We start from the raw sequence: 18,253 nt of genomic DNA, 5'->3' as shown, positions 1-18,253 counted from the left end.
GTACAGGCGGCGCTTATAAGTCCGGGCCTGCCTGACACCCCGGAAGCCGTGTATTATCCCGGGATGCTGCAAACGGGACGCGCCCGGAAAGGAGGAAAATCAAAAATGGAAGAAATGGGAAAAACAGGAAGATCAATGAAGGAAGCCGTGGCAGAACTTGCATCGAGACAGAGAAAGTGGATCATAACCGCGGCGGTTCTGGCTGTTATTGCGCTGTGCGCTGCTGTCGGAGTGTATCTCTATCTGGACCGGTTCGATGCAGGAGAGTATGTAAAAGCGATGCTCGATGTGTCATATAAAGATGAGACTGCTCTTTATATGGAGATTACCGGGGCGACAGAGGAGGCAGCGGGGAGCGTGTTTGAAGACAACCTGGATGCGACGATGGAGGGATTTGAGGCTTCCGACATGCCGGAGAAGATGCAGCCGGAGTACCGGGAACTTTTCGGAGAGATCGCGAAACGGGTAAGCTATACGGTAGGAGAGCCGGTTCGTCAGGAGGACGGGACTTATGCGGTGGAAGTCAAAGTCAAACCGATCACCCTCTTTCCGGATACATACGCCTCTTTTCAGCTGATGGCCCAGGACTATGCGGATCAGGTGACAGAGAGCGTTATGCAGGGAGGGGAGATGCCATCTGACGAGGAAATGCGAAATGAGATTTACCAGATTTATTACAATGTGCTGAAAGATCAGGCAGATGCCGGAATGCTCTACGGCGAGGCGCAGGAAATCACGCTTCATGTCACAAAAGAAGGATTCCGGGAGTTCCTGATTGACAGGGAGGACATGGACAGTCTGGACGGGATGCTTATTGAAAGTGTCGGCCAGGAAAATTAAGAGTGCCGCTCAGCGAGTGAGGGGACGCCGCTCAGCGAGTGAGGGGCGCCGCTCAGAGAGTGTGAGAGTGCTGCTCAGAAAGGTTGAGAGCGCTGCTCGGGAAAGACGATAGAAATCCAGAGAGTTTCATCTGTATACTCTGCTGCAATCGTTCCGCCCATCTGCTCGGTCAGAGCTCTTGCGATGGAGAGTCCCAGTCCGGTGGACTCCGAGGAGGCTGTTTCAACAGTGTAGAAACGGTCGAAAAGCCGCCCGACACTGACCTCGTCAAGTCGGGAAGCGTGGTTGGAGAAGCAGATCTCTCCCTGCTCAGTCAGCGTGACCCGGAGGTCACCGTCGCTATATTTGAGGGCGTTGCTTATGATGTTTCCGAAGATGCGAGAGAGGGCGTTGCGGTTGAGCATCCGGCTGACCGGCTTATCCGGAATGGAGATCTCAGGAGAAATGTTCCGGTGTTTCAGGGAAGCATACATAGCCGAGAGACTGTCTTCAAGAGCCCGGTTTAAGAGAACCGGTTCATCCGGGGTACCGCCTGATACAGTGGTAAATACAGAATAGCGGAAAAGCTCCTCAGTGAGCTGACGCATGATCTCTGTACGGCCCCGGATAATCTTTAAATACCGGGCCGCGTTTTCTGATTTCTCCTCCCGGTCGAGAAGGTCAAGATAGCCGCAGATCGCTGTCAGCGGCGTGCGCAGGTCATGGGAGATGCCGGTGATGGAGTTTTTCAGCTCGAGATCGCCCTGCTGGTATCTGTTTCTGTCACTTTGAAGTTTCTTTAGCTCTTTATTAATGGTAATTGCAAGATTTCTCATATGAGAATCCCGACTTGATATATCGATCAGTGTATTGGTGTCTGACTTTGTTCTGACGGCAAATCCCTCAGCGATTTCGTCGGCAGATTTTCTGAGCATGAAGATCTTTACGCACAGAAAGAAAATGATGAGTGTAAGCGCGCCGGTCAGGCAGCAGAGCCAGAATACCATATTTTTATTCCTCCGGTTTTGTTTGATATTATTTTACGTCCCTGCGGCGGAACACGAAGATGCCGATTCCGGCCGCCGCGGCAGTGATGAATACAGATGATGCTGCAAGAAATTCGGGTTTCTCAGCCAGACCGCCGCCCTGGGTGATGTTCACCGCCTGGCCGGTCGGGAGAAAATCGTTGAAAAACTGGTAGATATCCCGCTCGGTTCCCTTAAGATAGCCGGGATTGTCTACTTCCTGCATTTCGCGTATTTCCCCTTCTTCTGTTGTGATGATGTTTGCAGTCATGTATGTCTCGGGCTCCTCCAGCTTGGAGAAGACGTAGATCGACATGACAATGAGAAAACAGGCCGCGAGAATGTTGATTACGGCAGCCAGTGCCTTGTTCTGGCAGAGTATTCCGGTCAGTGTACACAGGGATGTGAAGGCAAACGACATGAGAAAGCTGCACAGAACCAGAATCACAATGCCCCGGAGTGCTCCATCTTCCAGGCCGCAGAGCGGGATGCCGACAGCGAGAGCTCCTGCAAGATAAGCAATGCAGAAGACAAGCCCGGCTGTAGAGCAGACGATCAGGTTAGACAGATAAATCGCTGTGCGGGTATGCCCGATAATCATCTTATTCCGGATTGTGCCGTCGCTGTACTCTGTCCCGATGAAGAGGCTGACAAAGGCCGGTATGATAAACACCACAGTGAGCGCATAGATAAACAGGGTATTGGAAAGATCCGGTTTTTCCCCGTACTCGATCAAGGCGATATAGGACATGCTCACCATAAATATGCCAAACAGAAACATGCCTGCGGTGCTGAACCAAAAAAATTTGTATTTCCTTAATTTCGCGAAATCTGCGGATAACAGTCTGTTCATCTTTCTTTCCCTCCTCCGATCAGATTGACATAATAGCTTTCAAGACTCTCCTCCCTTTCGTTTATGGAGAGAATATCGCACCCGTCTTCGGAAAGAGCGAGGGCGAGGTCAGATATATTGACTTTTCCGAATATGTCCGCCATCGTGTCGGAGAGTATGGTATAGGAAATGTCCATCCCGTCTAGTACTCTTGCGAGAGCCCGCACGTCAGACACCTGCACGCGGATGCATTTGCGGCATGCTGCGTCCAGTTCTTCCGCGCTCAGCTCCTTTATCATATGACCGCTGTCGATGAAGCCGTAATGGGTGGCGAGCCGGGAAAGCTCATCCAGGATATGACTGGAAATGAGAAATGTGATCCCCTGTTCCCGGTTCAGCTTCAGGATCAGTTCGCGCATCTCGATGATTCCCTGGGGGTCAAGGCCGTTGACAGGTTCATCGAGGATGAGAAAATCCGGACGGCCTGCCAGGGCGACAGCGATCCCGAGGCGCTGCTTCATACCGAGGGAGAAATGTTTCGCTTTCTTTTTCCCTGTGTTTTTCAGCCCTACGAGTGCCAGAAGATCCGGAACATCGTCAAAGGAAGGAAGTCCGATGATCCGGAACTGTTCCTTCAGATTCTCTTCTGCCGTCATATCGAGATAGATGGAAGGAGTCTCTACGACCGCACCCATCCTGCGGCGGCATTTTGCGATGCCCGCGTCTGTATTCGGCACGCCGTACAGGCGGTAAGTGCCGGATGTCGGTCTCTGAAGCCCGCAGATCAGACGGATCAGAGTCGTCTTGCCCGCTCCGTTCTTCCCGACGAATCCATAGATGGCGCCTTTGGGCACATGGATGGAAAAATCCTGAAGCGCCTTGAAATTCTTATAATGCTTGTTCAGTGATTCTGCTGTAAGAATGTATTCCATTGGTGTTCCTCCTTGAAGTATTCAGTCCGGTTTGCGTCAGGCAGAGAGCAGCATGACAATGATAGATCCGAACTGTTATGGTCATTCTGGCAGACACCGGTTAAGAGAGCGGTAAAGAAAAGAGTAAAGAATCAGTTAAGATTCCCCGGTAACGATCTCCTCATTCAGTTTGAAGCCGATTCCCCAGACGGCTTCGATATAATCGTTTCCATCGACAGATTTCAGTTTCCTGCGCAGATTGCTGATATGGACTTTCAGGGAGTTTTCCGTGCAGTCGGGAGTGTCTTCGCTGATTCGCTCCAGCATAAGAGACTTGGTGATGACCTGGGACGGATTGCGCATCAGAAGCTTCAGGATGGCGTATTCTGTCTGGGTCAGCCGCACCGGAGCACCGGATACCGTGACCTCACGGGAGTCTGTATTCAGCCGTAGGGAATGGAAGGCCAGCACACTGCCGCTGTCGGAGGAGACACCTTTCCGGAGCTGTACGGCGATCCGGGCAAGCAGTTCCGCAGTGTCAAAAGGCTTTGTGACATAATCTGACGCGCCGCCCAGGAGCAGATCTACCTTGTCGGATGTTTCCGCCCGGGCGCTTACAACGATCACGGGAATGCCTTTGATCAGGGGAAGCAGTTCCTCGCCGCTTAAGCCCGGGAGCATCAGGTCGAGGAGAACCAGGTCCGGGCGGGAAGAGGACAGATACATAAGAGCCTCGGTTCCGGAGTACGCCCGCGCGGTTTTATAGCCCTCCCCTGCCAGAATTTCCTCCAGCATATCGCCGATATATACGTCGTCGTCAACAATGAGAATTGTGTACAAATCATTTCCCTCCGTTATCCATATTTTAGCAGCAGTGCGGCTTTGCGAATGGCGCGGGCTGAACGGTTACGCATTTTATCCGCGCAGCAGCGCATGTGTGTATTATAGACAGGATGGCAGGAAAAGTAAAGCAGGGCATGGATCTGTTTCTCTTGTGCTGGAAATATCCAAAATAAGGCCATATTTATCAAAATGGATAATTTATGGATACTTTTGCGCAGAAAATGGTTGAAAATCGGATAGCAACATGATATGGTCAGAACAGAGAGAAACAGAAGGAGAAACAGAAGGAGGAACAGCCATGACAGTGAAGGAGATGCAGGAACGGAAAAAAGAACTGGGCTATACAAACGCACAGATCGCGGAGTTGTCGGGCGTCCCCCTCGGGACTGTGCAGAAGGTCCTCGGCGGGATCACCCTGACGCCCAGATATGAGACGCTGATGGCTCTGGAGCAGGTGCTGGAGGATCACGGGGGCATGGTGATCCGCGAGTCGCCGAAAGCCTATATGACGAAAAAGCAGGGGGAGTATACACTGGACGACTACTACCACGTGATACCGGATGACATGCGGGTGGAACTGATCGACGGGGTAATCTACAACATGACTGCACCGCTGTCTGTCCACCAGCTGATCACCGGATATGTTTACAGCATTTTGCTTCACCACGTACTTGGAAAAGACGGCGAGTGCCTTCCGCTGATCGCTCCGACAGACGTGCAGCTTGACTGTGACGAAAAGACGATGGTGGAGCCGGACGTGATGATTGTCTGTGACAGGAGCAAGGTGATCAGCCGCTGTGTGTACGGCGCGCCGGATTTTATCATTGAAGTATTGTCCAAATCGACGAAGAAGAAGGATTCCGTGATCAAGCTGAACAAGTATCTGAACGCGGGGGTGCGGGAATACTGGATGATTGATCCGGACATGAAAAAAGTGATCGTGTACGACTTTGAAAATGAAGAGTATCCGGTGATCTACGGGTTTGACGCAAAGGTTCCGGTAAGGATATGGAACGGGGAGTGCGAGGTGGATTTCGCTAAGGTGTACGAGCATGTAAAGTTCCTCTACGAGAGGAAATCATGAGAACACAGAATTTTCACCATAATTAAAGAAGTATAAACAATTCTAAAATTAGTGATAAAATCACTGACAAAACACAATTCTTCTGGTAGAATGCAATCATGGAACTTGAAAGATGATTCATTCAACAGGAGGTTGGGTATATGTCATTAGAACTTTATTATAAATTATTAAACAGCACGATTGGAAAGAAACTGAAAGAGATCCTGAACGGACTTGTTCCGGGACTGATCCCGGAGCCGGTTCCGGTAAGAGTGCCTGTACAGGAACGGAACCGGAGATAAAAAAATAATTTCTGCAGTAACAGCATCAGTGTGCATTAGAGTGAGCCCTCCGTATGCATACTGGTGCTGTTTTTTGACACAGTCCAGCTATTTAGCACAATAATATTTCTTGCCAAATACGTCCGGAAGCGGAGCGGAAGTGCCCCAATACATATTCTGTGAAAAGGGGACAGCCGTGCGATGCTCCGTTCCAGAATCCGGAAAATCTAACAGGCCGAAGAGATGTTTAAAAGCAAATCGACGCACAGGGCAACTCACTCCGTTCAAACAATCCCTGCGCGCCGATTAACAACATCTCTCCGCCCTTAAGATTTTCAACGGATTCCTCCAAAGTCACATCTCCCGGCTGTCTCCTTCCCCCAGAAAGTATACTCAAATCGTCCGCTCCGCTTCCTGCGCATTTCCTGTCGGAAATGTTACTGTCTAAATAGTCTGTAAAGCGTAATCAGCGCGGCTTGAAGACTCTCGAATCCGAAGAACCTTCCGTCCGCGCCTACTTTTTGTGACAGCTATATATTCATTAACTTCCGGCTTGGAAAGCCCAGAAAACAGCCCCATTTCAAGAAAAATCCTGCGGGGATGGAGGATGGCGGCGGATGACTTCGGAAGGGTATTAGTGAAACTTAGAGTTCCAGTGAGGGACGTTAGGGCAGGCGGGGCGCTTGTTTGAGCGTCAGCGAGTTAAGCCCCGGCTGTCCTTGCATTTAGTCCATCGCTGGAACTCTTAGTTTCACTTATATCCCTGGAGCGGAATCCAGAGCCGTCCTCCATCCCCGCAGAATACGTCTTAAGAATAGCCCCTGTTTTCGGACGTTTTTACACAGGGAAGTTAGTGAACTTTATAGCTGGTCATTTTTTCACTGTACTGGCAGCCCTTTCAGATCCGTGGTATAGTAAACAGAAGGGGAAATATTTTTTCAGAAGGGAGTATAAGCATATGAAAGAGAAACTGAGACTGCGCCTGCTCGCCCTTGCGTTCCTTTTTTCGGTCACAATGACGGCCTGCTCGGCGGCCGGAGATACCGGCTTTCCGGTGCTGTCCGGGGAGGAGACGGAGCAGAACCGGGTGCAGACAGAGGAAGTACAGTCTGTATCCACCATAGAGGAGGTGCCGGAGTACAGCGGGGAACCCTATGTGGAGATCAACGGCAACCAGCCGGACTTTACAGAGGATGACCTGACTACGGTTGCCTATGAGGAGTACAGCGAACTGGATGAACTGGGACGGTGCGGAACCGCGCAGGCATGCGTCGGCGAGGAGACAATGCCCACAGAAGAGCGGGAGAGCATCAGCGATGTGACGCCGACGGGATGGGAGAATGAGCAGTATGATATTGTAGACGGAGGGTATCTCTACAACCGGTGCCATCTGATTGGTTATCAGCTCACCGGCGAGAACGCAAATGAGGAGAATCTCATTACCGGGACGCGCTATATGAATGTGGAGGGGATGCTTCCCTTTGAGGATATGGTGGCGGAATATGTGCATGAGACAGAAAACCATGTGATATACCGTGTGACGCCCATATTTATCGAAGAAGATCTGGTGGCGTCCGGCGTGCAGATGGAGGCGGAGTCCGTGGAGGACGAAGGCGAGGGCGTCTGTTTTAACGTATATATCTATAACGTACAGCCGCAGATCACGATCGATTATGCGACGGGAGAGAACTGGGAGAGCGGCGATAACGATATACAGATGACAGAAGAAACCGCCGCTTCCTCCGTTACGGGAGAAGCGGATAACACGGAAGATTCTGCATCCGCAGATGGAGGCACAGAGGAGCGGCAGTACGTCATAAATGAAAATACGGGAAAGTTCCATTATCCCGAGTGCTCCGGTGTGGAAGATATCAAGGAGAAAAATAAGAAGGAATACATCGGAACAAGGGAGAAACTGATCGGAGAAGGATATGAACCGTGCGGGAGATGCAAGCCGTGAGGGAACGGGAATAAAACAGAAATAAAAAGAGATAAGCAGGCAGTTTGTGAAAAGAAACTCGGAGAAGAGACAAAATGGCCGGCGGCAGAAAGATTTACAGAAAAGTATGCCGCTGCATTTTGTCTTTTTTATTGACATTTCAATTGATTTATGTATATATAATATTTAGCAATACTAAATATATAGAATTGAAATAATCGATGCCATATGGTGCGGTTTGGAGTGTATTGTCCTTTGTGCACCGGCGTTAAATTCAGGGAGGTGATCGATTGGACAATCGTTTTGCACAGCAGATGAAAAAAGGCGTGCTGGATATGATCGTATTAAAACTTATCTCAGAAAAAGATACTTACGGCTACGAGCTCCTTCAGGAGCTGGAGAAAAGAGGGGACGGTTTTTTTGATCTGAAGGAAGGGACACTTTATCCTGTTCTCTACCGCCTGGAAGACGGAGGTCTGATCGAGGCTTCGTGGAAAAATGGAGAGGGGCGTACCGTGCCGAAAAAATATTACAGAATCACAGAGGATGGCAGAAAGCTGTTTGCGGAGTATCGCGATATATGGAGCAGGTTCAGTACATGTGTGGAGCGTATATGCGGGGAGGAAGAGCCATGATGACAGAAGACCAGAAGAAGATAAAGAGATATGTAAACCGTCTGGAGTGGAAACTAAAACTGCCGCTGGAGCTGAAGGTGCGTATCAGCGGAGATATCGGAACCGAGATTCATTCAAGGATGGAGAGCGGACAGACCGTGGACGAAGCCCTCGGGGAAATGGGGACTCCGGAAGAAGTTGCAGAGCGGTTTAACAGAGAATTTGCCGGATCTGCAGTAAGAAAGAACCCGGCCCGGTATCTGTTTCTCATTATCGCCGCAGTGATTCTTGCAGGTGCGGTAGGATATGCAGTGGAGGGATATATGGCGCAAAAGGAGCTTAAGGAGGCTGCTGCCAATGTGATCGGCGGAGCGGATGGCCCTACATCCATTTTTCTGACAGACCACGGAACCGGAACTGCCGGCTACTGGATCTCATCAGCGGGACTTGTGTGCGCGTGCCTTTCCGCTTTTTTCCTGGCATCATATGGGAGAAGAGCAGCGAGCCGGAAGTACCGGAAGTGTATCACACTGTCTGCCGCAGGTTTTGTGCTGAATCTGATTCCTTTTGTATTCACGCTGGGAGCGCCTTATCTGTCCTGGGTATTCCCTGTTGGAACAACTGTGGTGGAGATTGATCCGGGGCTGACGGCGAATCTGATCACGCTGATTCTCTCGGTGAGGTGGTGGAGGCGGGGACGTCCGAAGGACCGGCCCGGCGGAAAAGAATGTGACGTCGGGTAATCCCTTCGGGAAAGAACATGGCTTTAAAGAGAATACCGGTCAAACCGTGAAAGCTTGCGGATGATGTTATATGAGCAGAAGTTTTTCAGCAAAGTTTCTGCTCTTTTTTCATTTTTTGATGAACTTTTTTGCCTTTTTGGAGGTTATTTCTGTCAGAGTGGCAAAAACAGGAAAAAACCAGAAAAAACCAGACAGAAAATCAAGTTTGCCTGTCTGCGGCGGGAAAGGGGGGGACAGCTTTGACAGACAGAGAAATGCTCCGCCGGATTCATGAGGGAAACAAAGACGCGATGAACGCGGTTATTGAAAAATATTATGACGATATATACCGGTTCTGCTTTTACCTGACTTCCAGCGAGACGGATTCGTACGACATTTCACAGGAGGTATTTCTCCGATTTATCAGATACAGCCATGCCTGCTCCTGGAGAAATCTGAAAGGCTACCTTCTGATTATTGCGAGAAATGCGTGCAGGGACTATTTCAGGAGGAAAGAAAGAATGGGCGCTGTCAGTCTGTCGGATGAGCTGCCGGATAAACGCGACGTCATGGAAGACGCGGAATCCCGTTACCTTCTGCAGACACTTCTCGGGCTGCTGTCCTATGAGCAGCGGGAGGTGATTGTGCTAAGAGTACGGGAGGGCATGAAGTTCAGAGAGATCTCCGATATGACGGGATGCAGTCTGTCCACGGTGAAATCCCGGTACCGGCTGGGAATCGAACGGATGAAAGCGGAAATGAAAGAGACGGGAAAAGGCAGAAATGAAAAGAAGGAAAAAGACGAGCCGAATAAAAAGGACGGGCAGAATCAGGGTAAAAAGGCACAGGGGAGAACGGCAAAGAGAAAAAGCGGAGGTGAGAGCGTGTGGAAAAAGAACTGAAACTGATGTTTGATCAGGCGGACAGGGAGATCCCTGTAAGCGGCAGGCGAAAGGGGGAGGCGAAGGAGGCGCTGTTTCGCTTTGAAGCCCGTGACAGATGTACGGATATATGCGGCAGCAGGATACAGGTGGTTCAAAACTGCATGTATTATATGGATAAAAGGATATGGGCGGCAGGTACCGCGGCTGATTTCCTGCTTGCGGTTATTTTTATGGCAATGCGGTATTATGGGGCGTCTGCGGGTGATGCTGTCGGTTTTCTTATGCCGGCAGCCGCATTTTCCGGAGCTGTCTCGATACTGGTCCTGTCCGGTATGTTTTCCGATGGAATGGCGGAATTGTCCGATACGTGTTATTTCAGCACGAAGCAGCTCGCGTGTATGGAAATGCTGCTGCTTGGGGCGGTAAATCTTACCTTCCTTCTGTTTCTCATTTTCTTCGCCGGGGTACAGTGGGAACTTCCGTTTGTGCAGACGGGCATGTATGCGGGAGTCCCGTTCCTCTTTTCCACGGTGCTCTGCATGGGGACGCTGCTGATGGAAAAATTCCGGAACAAACCGTATGCGGTGACCGCGGCGGGAATGCTCTCATCCGCAGGCGCGTTTGGAGCATCTTTTGTCCCGGAAATGTATGCTGCGTATGCGGCTTTTGCATGGGGAGCAGGCGCGGCGGCAGGAGGAATCATTCTTATTTTTCAGATCCGTCTGCTGCTTCGCAAAATCGGAAAAGGAGAGATATTATGCACAGAATAGAATTAATCGGCCTGGAGAAAAAATATCGGGAAAAGACAGCGGTGCAGTGCGTGGATTTCTGCTTTGAGAGTGGCGTATACGGCCTGCTTGGGGAGAACGGAGCCGGAAAAACGACGCTCCTGCGGATGATCAGCGGGATTGCGGAACCCACAAAAGGGGAGGTGCGATGCGACGGTATCGGTATCCGGAGACTGGGAAAAGAGTACCGGGCCCTGCTTGGCTATCTGCCCCAGGAGTTCGGATATTACCGGGATTTTACTGCTGTCCGCTTCCTGCGGTATATGGCGGCTCTGAAGGCGCTCCCGAAAAAACGGGCAGAGCAGAAGATTGAAGAACTGCTGGATATTGTGGGTCTTGCTCCGTATAAAAAACAGAAGCTGAAAACGTATTCCGGCGGGATGATCCGGCGGCTCGGAATCGCCCAGGCGCTTCTGAACGATCCGGAAATACTCATTCTGGATGAGCCCACGGCAGGGCTTGATCCGAAGGAGAGAGTGCGCTTCCGCAATATTATCAGTTCGCTCGGGAAGGAAAGAACAGTGCTCCTTTCCACCCATATCGTCTCTGATGTGGACTATATCGCGGATCAGATCCTGATGATGAAAGAAGGGAAAATCATCTGCAGCGGAAGCCAGGAGGAACTTGCCGCAGCTGCGGGACAGATTGCCTGGATATGCATTGTACCGCGGGAAACGGCGGAGAAATTAAGCGAAAAATACATCGTAAGCAATCTGAAAAACCGGGGATCTGAAGTGGAACTGCGCATCGTATCAGATCAGAAGCCGGCGCCGGACGCTGCCCCGGCCGGGCCGGCGCTTGAGGATATCTATCTTTACCTTACGGGAAATGTAACAGAAAGTCTCTGCGCCGGGAGTGCCGGAAGTATGCGCGCTGATACTGGTGCTGATACAGGTGCTGATACGCGCGGCGATATGAGCGGAGGGGAGGAATAGCAGATGCATTTAGACAGTGTGGATTTATATGGGGTGCGGTTATACAGGATGGAGCTTTTCAAACTTTGCTGCAGGAAATTCTTCCTCCTGAGCATGGCTGCCGGACTGGCGCTTCTGATGCTGTATTTTTTCTTTGTAAATCTGGGGGATGAGAGGTCGACTGTAAACGGAAAAGTGTATACCGGATATGAGGCGGTGCAGACAGACCGCCGGATCACGGAGGAGTTCGCGGGGGTACTGACAGATGAGAAGGCAGAGCGGATCATTGAAAAATACGGTTTTCCCTCTGTTGTGGAGGAAAACTACGGCGGGTTCCGGGATGAGAATTATCTGAACGGCTTTGTGACGGAATATCTCGGAAACGGATACATGAGAGATTGGAACGACTATAAAATATCGACAAAGCTGCGTCCTGTGGCGGAATCGGAACCCGGACAGGCGGCAGCGCTTTCAGGCGGAAACATTGTGCTCGGCTATGCAAAAGGGTGGACGGTTTTTCTGGATATGTTCCAGATGGCGATGATCTTTGCCAGCATTCTGGTCCTGACCGGCATTTCGCCGGTGTTTGCGCAGGAGAGGCAGATACGGACGGCGGATCTTCTCTTTACAGCCAGGAATGGAAAAGAGACGGATACGAGAGCGAAGATCGCTGCATCCTTTACACTGGCAGCATTTATATATGCTGTTTTTGCCGCGGCTGCTTTTGTCCCGGTGAAGTTTGTGTATGGTTTTGACGGCGCGGCATGTATGACGGGAACAGTGGTGACAGGAGGGGCGGTCAATTCCGCCTATCCGGTCACAGTGAAGCCTGTCTGGTATTTTACGGCAGCGGCGATGATCCTGGGTTTTGCCGCCCTGCTCGTGCTCTGTGCGGCCGCGTTTTGTATTTCTGCGCATTCTGAATCATCCTTTCACGCGTTTGCTGTCGCCGGGGCTGTGTGGATGGCGCCTCTGCTTGTCCGGATTATGTTCGGCGGAGCCGGATATTTCCTGATGATGGGGACACCTCTTTTCCTTGTCATGACAGGGGTTGTCCAGGAACTGTTTCCGGCACCGGCAATCCCTCTGGCTGTTGCGGCAGGGACGTTGGTTTTCTGTACAGGGAACGCGCTTAAACCCGCGGAAACAAGTGACAGTCACTAAATGTCATGATATACTGGACGCAGATAACAAAACCGGGGCTCTGCCAGTAAGGACGCGAAAAGAGAGGGGGACAAACAGTGAAGTCGTTTTTCATATCAAGTACGTTTAAGGACATGCAGTCAGAGAGGGATATCCTGCATCAGGAAATTTTTCCGTCTCTCAGGAGGAGACTTAAGGAATACGGGGAGGATGTACAGGAACTGGATCTTCGGTGGGGCGTGGACACAAGCCGTATGTCTGAGGAAGAAAGCGGAAGGCATGTGATCGAGAGCTGCATCGATGCCATCGACAGATGCAGGCCGTACATGGTAATACTGATCGGGGAGCGTTACGGCTGGATCCCGGAAAAGACAGTGATTGAACAGGCCCATGACGCACGCCTGGATGTCTGGTACCGGGACGAGATCAGTATCACACAGATGGAGATCCTCTACGGAGCCCTGGCGGACGATGAACTCGATCACTGCGTGTTCTGCTTTCGGGATCCCGGATTTATGGAGAAAATGCCGGAAAAGGCAAGGGCGGTATATGAGCCGGAGAGCCCCGGGCACAAAGAAAAGCTTGACGCGTTCAAAAAGAAGATCCGGGCCAATTCAAAGGCTCTCATCCTTGAGTACAGCCCGTCCTGGGATGAAAAGCGCGGTGAGATCTGCGGGCTTGAACCGTTCAGGAGACAGCTGGAGGAGATGCTCTGGAATCTGATCAGCGGGGAGCTTTCAGGGAAAGCGCCGTGCGGGGCGGCGAGGATTCTTCAGGACGCGCGGGTCACATGCGCGGGATATATGGGTTCTTATGTGCCAAGGTTCAGGGATCATGAGAACACCCCGTATATACTGACCGGACGCAGCGGGGTGTGGATCACCGGAGAGGCGGGCTGCGGAAAAAGCGCAAATATGTCAAGCATCGCCATGTCCGCGGCAAAGGTGGGGGTTCATGTGTTCCTCTATTTCTGCGGAAATGAAAACTGCGGTTCAAAGGAAGCCCTGCTGGGAGCGCTGCTCCAGTGGCTCCTGAAGGAATATCCGGAATATAATCCGGGGACTGCCGACACAGACAGCCTTTCTGACAGACAGAAAATACAGCATATCCGCTGTCTCCTCACGCAGGAGAGAACCTGTGACAGGGTGATTTTAATCGACGCCGCAGATCAGATGGAGGAGGATATTTCGGATATGCTGCTTTTCCTCTGTGACGCTGTGATAAGAGAAGAGGCGAAAGGCTGCAGATTCGGCATGGCGGTCAGCTCTCTTCCCGGATATTTCGCGGAGAGGCATGCTCTGGGGCGCGTTTTCGCACTGAGGAAAATGGAACCGTTCCATAGCGCGGAGGTAAATGCTTTTGTACAGATGCATGCCGAGCGAAGGGGAAAACATGTCGACGCAAAGGTCGTATACCAGATCCGCAGAAAACCGGAAAGGGGAAATCCGTATTATCTTTCTCTTCTGATGCAGAAACTGTTTATGATGAGCAGGGAGGAGTTCGAAAAGGCGGAAAGGCTGGCGCCGGGGATGGAGGGACTGTCCCTTTTCATGCAGAGGGAAGTCGCGGAAATGCCTGACGATATACCGGGGCTCACTGTCTCCATGCTGCAGGAGGCCTCGGAAAAGCTGGGTGTATTTTCCGCGGAAGTGCCCGGTGCGCAGTCGGCTCCGGTGACGATGCTTAAAGCGCTGGCAGTCTCGGACAGAGGGCTGAAGCTCTCAGAACTTGAACGGGTCATGGAGCTTCTGGGGCAGAAAATGCTTCCGATGAATATGGAGCGTTTCTTCTCCTATCTGTTTGATTCCTTCGGGGAAGACAGAGAAGGGCGGTGGAACTTTAAACACCGGCTTTCAAAAGAATGTGTGCTGCGGGAGATATCACCCGATGAAAGGAAAAGGCTGGCACGGGCGATTAGCGCACAGAAGACAGAGGACGGGGATGCGGCCTGCGGGTTCGCTTACGCGGTGCAGGCAGGCGACGGGAGCCTCGCATGGAAAAACCTGTCCGCAATGACAGAGACGATCGGTTCCTGGGAGAAGGAGTGCTTCAGGAGATGCGCGCGCATACTCCGTACGGACGGAGAGGAACCCTTTCGGCAGATCGCGAAGGCGGATGAAATCGACGTCGACGTATATGCGGAGGCGCTTGCCAGAAGTATCCTTGCCGGGCGGGAGCAGGTGCTTCGCGGGCGGTCCCTGTGGAAAAAACTCTACGATCTTATCAGAGGGCTGGGGGCCGTGTCTGACAGGGCAGAGTTTTACCTCAAGCTTGCGGGGAACGATTTTTACAGTTACAGCCTGGACAAAAAAGCACATGTGCGGCAGTGGAAAGAGACAGCCGCCGCGTACAGGGCGCTCAGATGTCCGGGAAAAGAGGAGAACGACGCGTTTTACATCCATCTTCTGCGGACGATGCCGATGAGTCCGGGCAGTCCGCTCTGGAAGGAGATGGGGCAGTGCGTGGAGTCGGTGAGACGGCGGATATTGGAGCAGGGGGCTGACCTGGCAGAGTACGGGATACAGACCGTATCGCAGATACCGGCATTTTATGCAGGAAGAGGGCAGGCGGAGCGGGCCGAAAAGCAGGCAGAGCGGACAGAAAGGCAGGCAGCTCTGAAAGAATACAGAGCGTTTCTGGCCGCTGCTGTCTCCGAAATGGACAGAAAACATGAGGGAATGGACGAAAAATATGATCAGGCTAAGCGGCAGGAAGGAAAGGATGCTGTGACGGAGGCTGTATACAGCGCTCTGAGGGGGCAGCAGGCAGCCCTTACCCTTGCCTTCAGGGACGCAAAATGCAGCCAGGCGGCGTTTGATCTGGCAAAAGAGATCTTCCCGTGGTATCAGGAGCGGATGCTTCTGTTCCCCACACTGGAAGAAAGATATCAATATACCTGCATCCTGGAAGCTCTTGGCAGCGTGGTAAAGGAATCATTTTCCTTAAGGTACCGGCGGGCTGAGCTCACTGTCTGGAAGAAGCTGAGCTCGGACTACGGGTTTGAAGCTTTCAGGGATTTCTACGCATACCGAAGCTGCGATATGGGAAGGTTCCTTGAAAAAACGGACAGGAATGAGGAAAAAAGCCGGGAGAGCGGACATGCGGGCGAGATCAGCGCCTGCTATGCACGGGCGGTATCGATATATGACGAAATGCTGAGGGAGAGGACGAAAGAGGACCCCACTTATATATGGGTGCTGGAGAGCAGCCTGATGCCCAGATACGCGAGAGTGTGTCACCGGCTGGAAGGCGATATCTGGACATGGAAAGATGAGCGGTCGGAGATGTTTGCAGCAGAACCGCTGTATCCCTGTGAAACGCCGGAGTTCTTCCGCGCACAGATGGACGGGGATCTTGAAATGCTGGAAAAAGAGACTGCCTGGCTGTACAGGGACCGTGATCCTGTTGCCGCAGAAAGCCAGATGGGGCTGATCTGTGAAAAGGGAGCGGAGTACTATGATATGGTACAGGATGAAGGAAAGGCGGTTCTCTGGTGCGAAAAGATCATGACCCTTCTGAAAAATACAGGCGGTGAGATCTCTCCGGCACGCCGCTGGGGCGTGGCCGGGCGTTTCTTCAAGGCGGCGCGGATTTTCTGCAGATGGGGGAAATACGATGAGGCGCAGGAAGCGGCAGACCTGAGCGGGAAAATGCTCTCCGGCCTGGATGCGGGCTGGGCGGAAAAGAAGGGATATTCCCGGCAGCTGCGTATGATGAAAGGGGAACTGTACCTTATAAAAGCTTCGGCAGCCCTGAGCCGGAAAGATCCGGAAGGCGCCGCAGCCTTCCTGCGTCTGGCCGGGGAGCAGACAGGGGAAGAAGAGGAGAGACAGATCCGCCTGTATGCCGCCTGTATCCGGGGGAAGATCCTCTGTGCGTCGGGCGAAAAGGAGCAGGCAGCGGAAGTGCTGGGCAGCGCGGCGAAATACTGGCCGCGAAACGCGTTTTTGAGAACGGTGTTCGCGAATGAGCGGGAAGTACAGGAGCAGTTTGAATTCCTCACTTCGCAGGAACTCAGAGGGCGGATCACGTGCGACAGAGAACTGCTTGATAAAGTTGCCGGCGCGTATGGATCTATTCTCAATAACTGCACAGAAAACGGGGATGCATCAAAAAGGCCGCTGCTCCTTAAACAGGCGCGCCAATTGTCCGGTTATTACAGGGAAAGAGGCTGGAGCCTGCCGGACGCGCTTGAGGATATCCTGGCTGTCACCGAAAAAGTCCGGGAGGAAAGGCGGCTCTTAAAGCTTGAAAAGGAGCAGGAGAAGATCGTGCCGGACATGGGCGCTGAGGCGGGGGAGTTTAAAAAGCGGATGCAGGAAAAGATGAACCTCCTCTTTGAAATGGGGAAAATACTGTCAAAATACCCTGAGAGAAAAGAGAAGCTGGCAGATAATTTTCTGCAGCGTATCCGGCTGATGGACCAGTGTGCGGAAAAGTACAGAAAGGACGGTTATGCGCAGGGGGAAGCATATATTGAAAGAGAAGCTTTGATTGAACTCTGGCAGGCGTGCAGCCGGATCCCGGGAACAGCCGGTTTGGAAGAGCTGTGGGAGAGATATGAGACTCTTCCGGGAAAAAGAGATTCCGGCGCTGATCAGACTTTAGACCGGAGTGTGCAGTCACGCTGGAGAGAAGTGATGGACTGCTGCGCCGGAATATGCAGAGAAGCATTCAGGAGCAGCCGGGATATGAGATGGGCCGAAAGGCTGACAGATGAGACGGCCCGTTACAGGAAATTTCTTGAAAAGAGCCGGAAAGAAAATCCCGGCCTGGCGGAACTGCTGAAAGAGTATGCGTTCCAGTCGTATGAATATTCCAGGCGGATGTATATGGAAATGGGAAAAACCGCGGAGTGTCCCGCATGGCGCTGGCTCGTTCCCTATCTGGAAGCGGCCGAAAGCCAGCTTGAGTCAGATGCGGCGAAGCGAGGGGAATTTTATCCGGAAATCCTGGAGGAACTCTATGAACTGCAGGGATATTGCAGACAGTTTGACATGTATGATGAATATGCCGGCAAAATACAGGACCTTATCGATCGGTACAGCAGTGAACTTACCGGGGCGGATTATGAGCTCCAGTATTATATGCTGCGGGCAGTCCGGGATCTGGGCGCAGAGGCTGATATCGGAGAGGTCAGCGGGTATATCGAAAAACTGAGGGAACAGACGCGGAATGCGGAGCTGACGGTGAACTGAAGTGAGAATTCAAATTTATCCGGAACGGTAAACTTCCCTGCTGCCGCTCCAATTCGTTGTCCGGCAGGTTTTTCCGGAATCAGGGTCATCTGGACAACAGGAGTGCCGTTCCTTGCAAGATAGATAACATCTTCCTGTTTCGTTTCCGGCATATTAACAAGTTTGGATAAACTGCGCTGGGCATCCAGGCATGTTTACTTTAGTCATATGGCCACCTCTGCTATTATTTGGCTAATCTGGCTAAATATATTATATGATATATTTCATTAGCATCAAG

Annotated in this window: 15 protein-coding genes; 11 read left to right on the top strand and 4 right to left on the bottom strand. The window is 51.8% G+C overall.

What is annotated here, in order from left to right; all coding sequences use genetic code 11:
* Window positions 1-105: 105 nt before the first annotated feature.
* Window positions 106-840: a hypothetical protein gene (locus tag LKD70_RS08795; RefSeq protein ID WP_227707654.1), complete on the top strand. Its 735-nt coding sequence runs from the start codon at window positions 106-108 to the stop codon at window positions 838-840.
* A gap of 74 nt (window positions 841-914) precedes the next feature.
* Here the strand turns inward: LKD70_RS08795 and LKD70_RS08790 are convergent, their stop codons facing one another.
* The 4 genes from LKD70_RS08790 to LKD70_RS08775 all read right to left on the bottom strand — a co-directional run bounded on the left by LKD70_RS08790 (window position 915) and on the right by LKD70_RS08775 (window position 4,427).
* Window positions 915-1,826, bottom strand: coding sequence for a sensor histidine kinase (locus LKD70_RS08790; RefSeq protein WP_227707653.1), 912 nt, complete (start codon window positions 1,824-1,826; stop codon window positions 915-917).
* Window positions 1,827-1,854: 28 nt separating this feature from the next.
* Entirely contained in the window at window positions 1,855-2,697 is an 843-nt protein-coding gene (locus LKD70_RS08785) for an ABC transporter permease subunit (RefSeq protein ID WP_227707652.1), read from the bottom strand.
* Window positions 2,694-3,608, bottom strand: coding sequence for an ATP-binding cassette domain-containing protein (locus LKD70_RS08780; RefSeq protein WP_227707651.1), 915 nt, complete (start codon window positions 3,606-3,608; stop codon window positions 2,694-2,696). The genes LKD70_RS08785 and LKD70_RS08780 overlap by 4 nt, the downstream gene beginning before the upstream one ends.
* A 135-nt stretch (window positions 3,609-3,743) precedes the next feature.
* The gene (locus LKD70_RS08775; RefSeq protein WP_227707650.1) at window positions 3,744-4,427 is read right to left on the bottom strand and encodes a response regulator transcription factor; all 684 of its coding nucleotides are present in this window, start codon (window positions 4,425-4,427) and stop codon (window positions 3,744-3,746) included.
* A 301-nt stretch (window positions 4,428-4,728) separates the two neighbouring features.
* Here LKD70_RS08775 and LKD70_RS08770 point away from each other — a divergent pair, with 301 nt between their 5' ends.
* The 10 genes from LKD70_RS08770 to LKD70_RS08725 all read left to right on the top strand — a co-directional run bounded on the left by LKD70_RS08770 (window position 4,729) and on the right by LKD70_RS08725 (window position 17,976).
* Window positions 4,729-5,514, top strand: a complete 786-nt coding sequence (locus tag LKD70_RS08770) for a Uma2 family endonuclease (protein WP_227707649.1) — start codon at window positions 4,729-4,731, stop codon at window positions 5,512-5,514.
* A gap of 140 nt (window positions 5,515-5,654) precedes the next feature.
* Window positions 5,655-5,795: a hypothetical protein gene (locus LKD70_RS08765; RefSeq protein WP_227707648.1), complete on the top strand. Its 141-nt coding sequence runs from the start codon at window positions 5,655-5,657 to the stop codon at window positions 5,793-5,795.
* Window positions 5,796-6,732: 937 nt separating this feature from the next.
* Window positions 6,733-7,734 carry a DNA/RNA non-specific endonuclease gene (locus LKD70_RS08760; RefSeq protein ID WP_227707647.1) on the top strand — a complete coding sequence of 334 codons (1,002 nt, stop codon included), beginning with the start codon at window positions 6,733-6,735 and terminating at the stop codon, window positions 7,732-7,734.
* Window positions 7,735-8,003: 269 nt separating this feature from the next.
* Complete coding sequence (locus LKD70_RS08755; protein WP_227707646.1) at window positions 8,004-8,348, top strand: PadR family transcriptional regulator; 345 nt, start codon at window positions 8,004-8,006, stop codon at window positions 8,346-8,348.
* A complete protein-coding gene (locus LKD70_RS08750; protein ID WP_227707645.1) occupies window positions 8,345-9,070 on the top strand; it encodes a sodium ion-translocating decarboxylase subunit beta in 726 nt (241 codons plus the stop codon). Before LKD70_RS08755 ends, LKD70_RS08750 begins: the two co-directional genes overlap by 4 nt.
* A gap of 239 nt (window positions 9,071-9,309) precedes the next feature.
* Window positions 9,310-9,951, top strand: coding sequence for an RNA polymerase sigma factor (locus LKD70_RS08745; protein WP_227707644.1), 642 nt, complete (start codon window positions 9,310-9,312; stop codon window positions 9,949-9,951).
* Complete coding sequence (locus LKD70_RS08740; RefSeq protein ID WP_227707643.1) at window positions 9,936-10,703, top strand: hypothetical protein; 768 nt, start codon at window positions 9,936-9,938, stop codon at window positions 10,701-10,703. Before LKD70_RS08745 ends, LKD70_RS08740 begins: the two co-directional genes overlap by 16 nt.
* Window positions 10,691-11,656 (top strand): ABC transporter ATP-binding protein, encoded by a 966-nt coding sequence (locus LKD70_RS08735; protein WP_227707642.1) that lies wholly within the window; start codon window positions 10,691-10,693, stop codon window positions 11,654-11,656. Before LKD70_RS08740 ends, LKD70_RS08735 begins: the two co-directional genes overlap by 13 nt.
* Window positions 11,657-11,659: 3 nt before the next feature.
* Entirely contained in the window at window positions 11,660-12,799 is a 1,140-nt protein-coding gene (locus LKD70_RS08730) for an ABC transporter permease (RefSeq protein WP_227707641.1), read from the top strand.
* Between the two features lie 77 nt (window positions 12,800-12,876).
* Window positions 12,877-17,976, top strand: coding sequence for a DUF4062 domain-containing protein (locus LKD70_RS08725; protein ID WP_227707640.1), 5,100 nt, complete (start codon window positions 12,877-12,879; stop codon window positions 17,974-17,976).
* Window positions 17,977-18,253: the final 277 nt, after the last annotated feature.

The organism is Ruminococcus turbiniformis (genome assembly GCF_020687545.1).
Classification (GTDB): domain Bacteria; phylum Bacillota; class Clostridia; order Lachnospirales; family Lachnospiraceae; genus Mediterraneibacter; species Mediterraneibacter turbiniformis.
The sequence above is the reverse complement of the archived record's forward strand: the minus strand, read 5'-3'. Positions and strand labels throughout refer to the sequence as shown.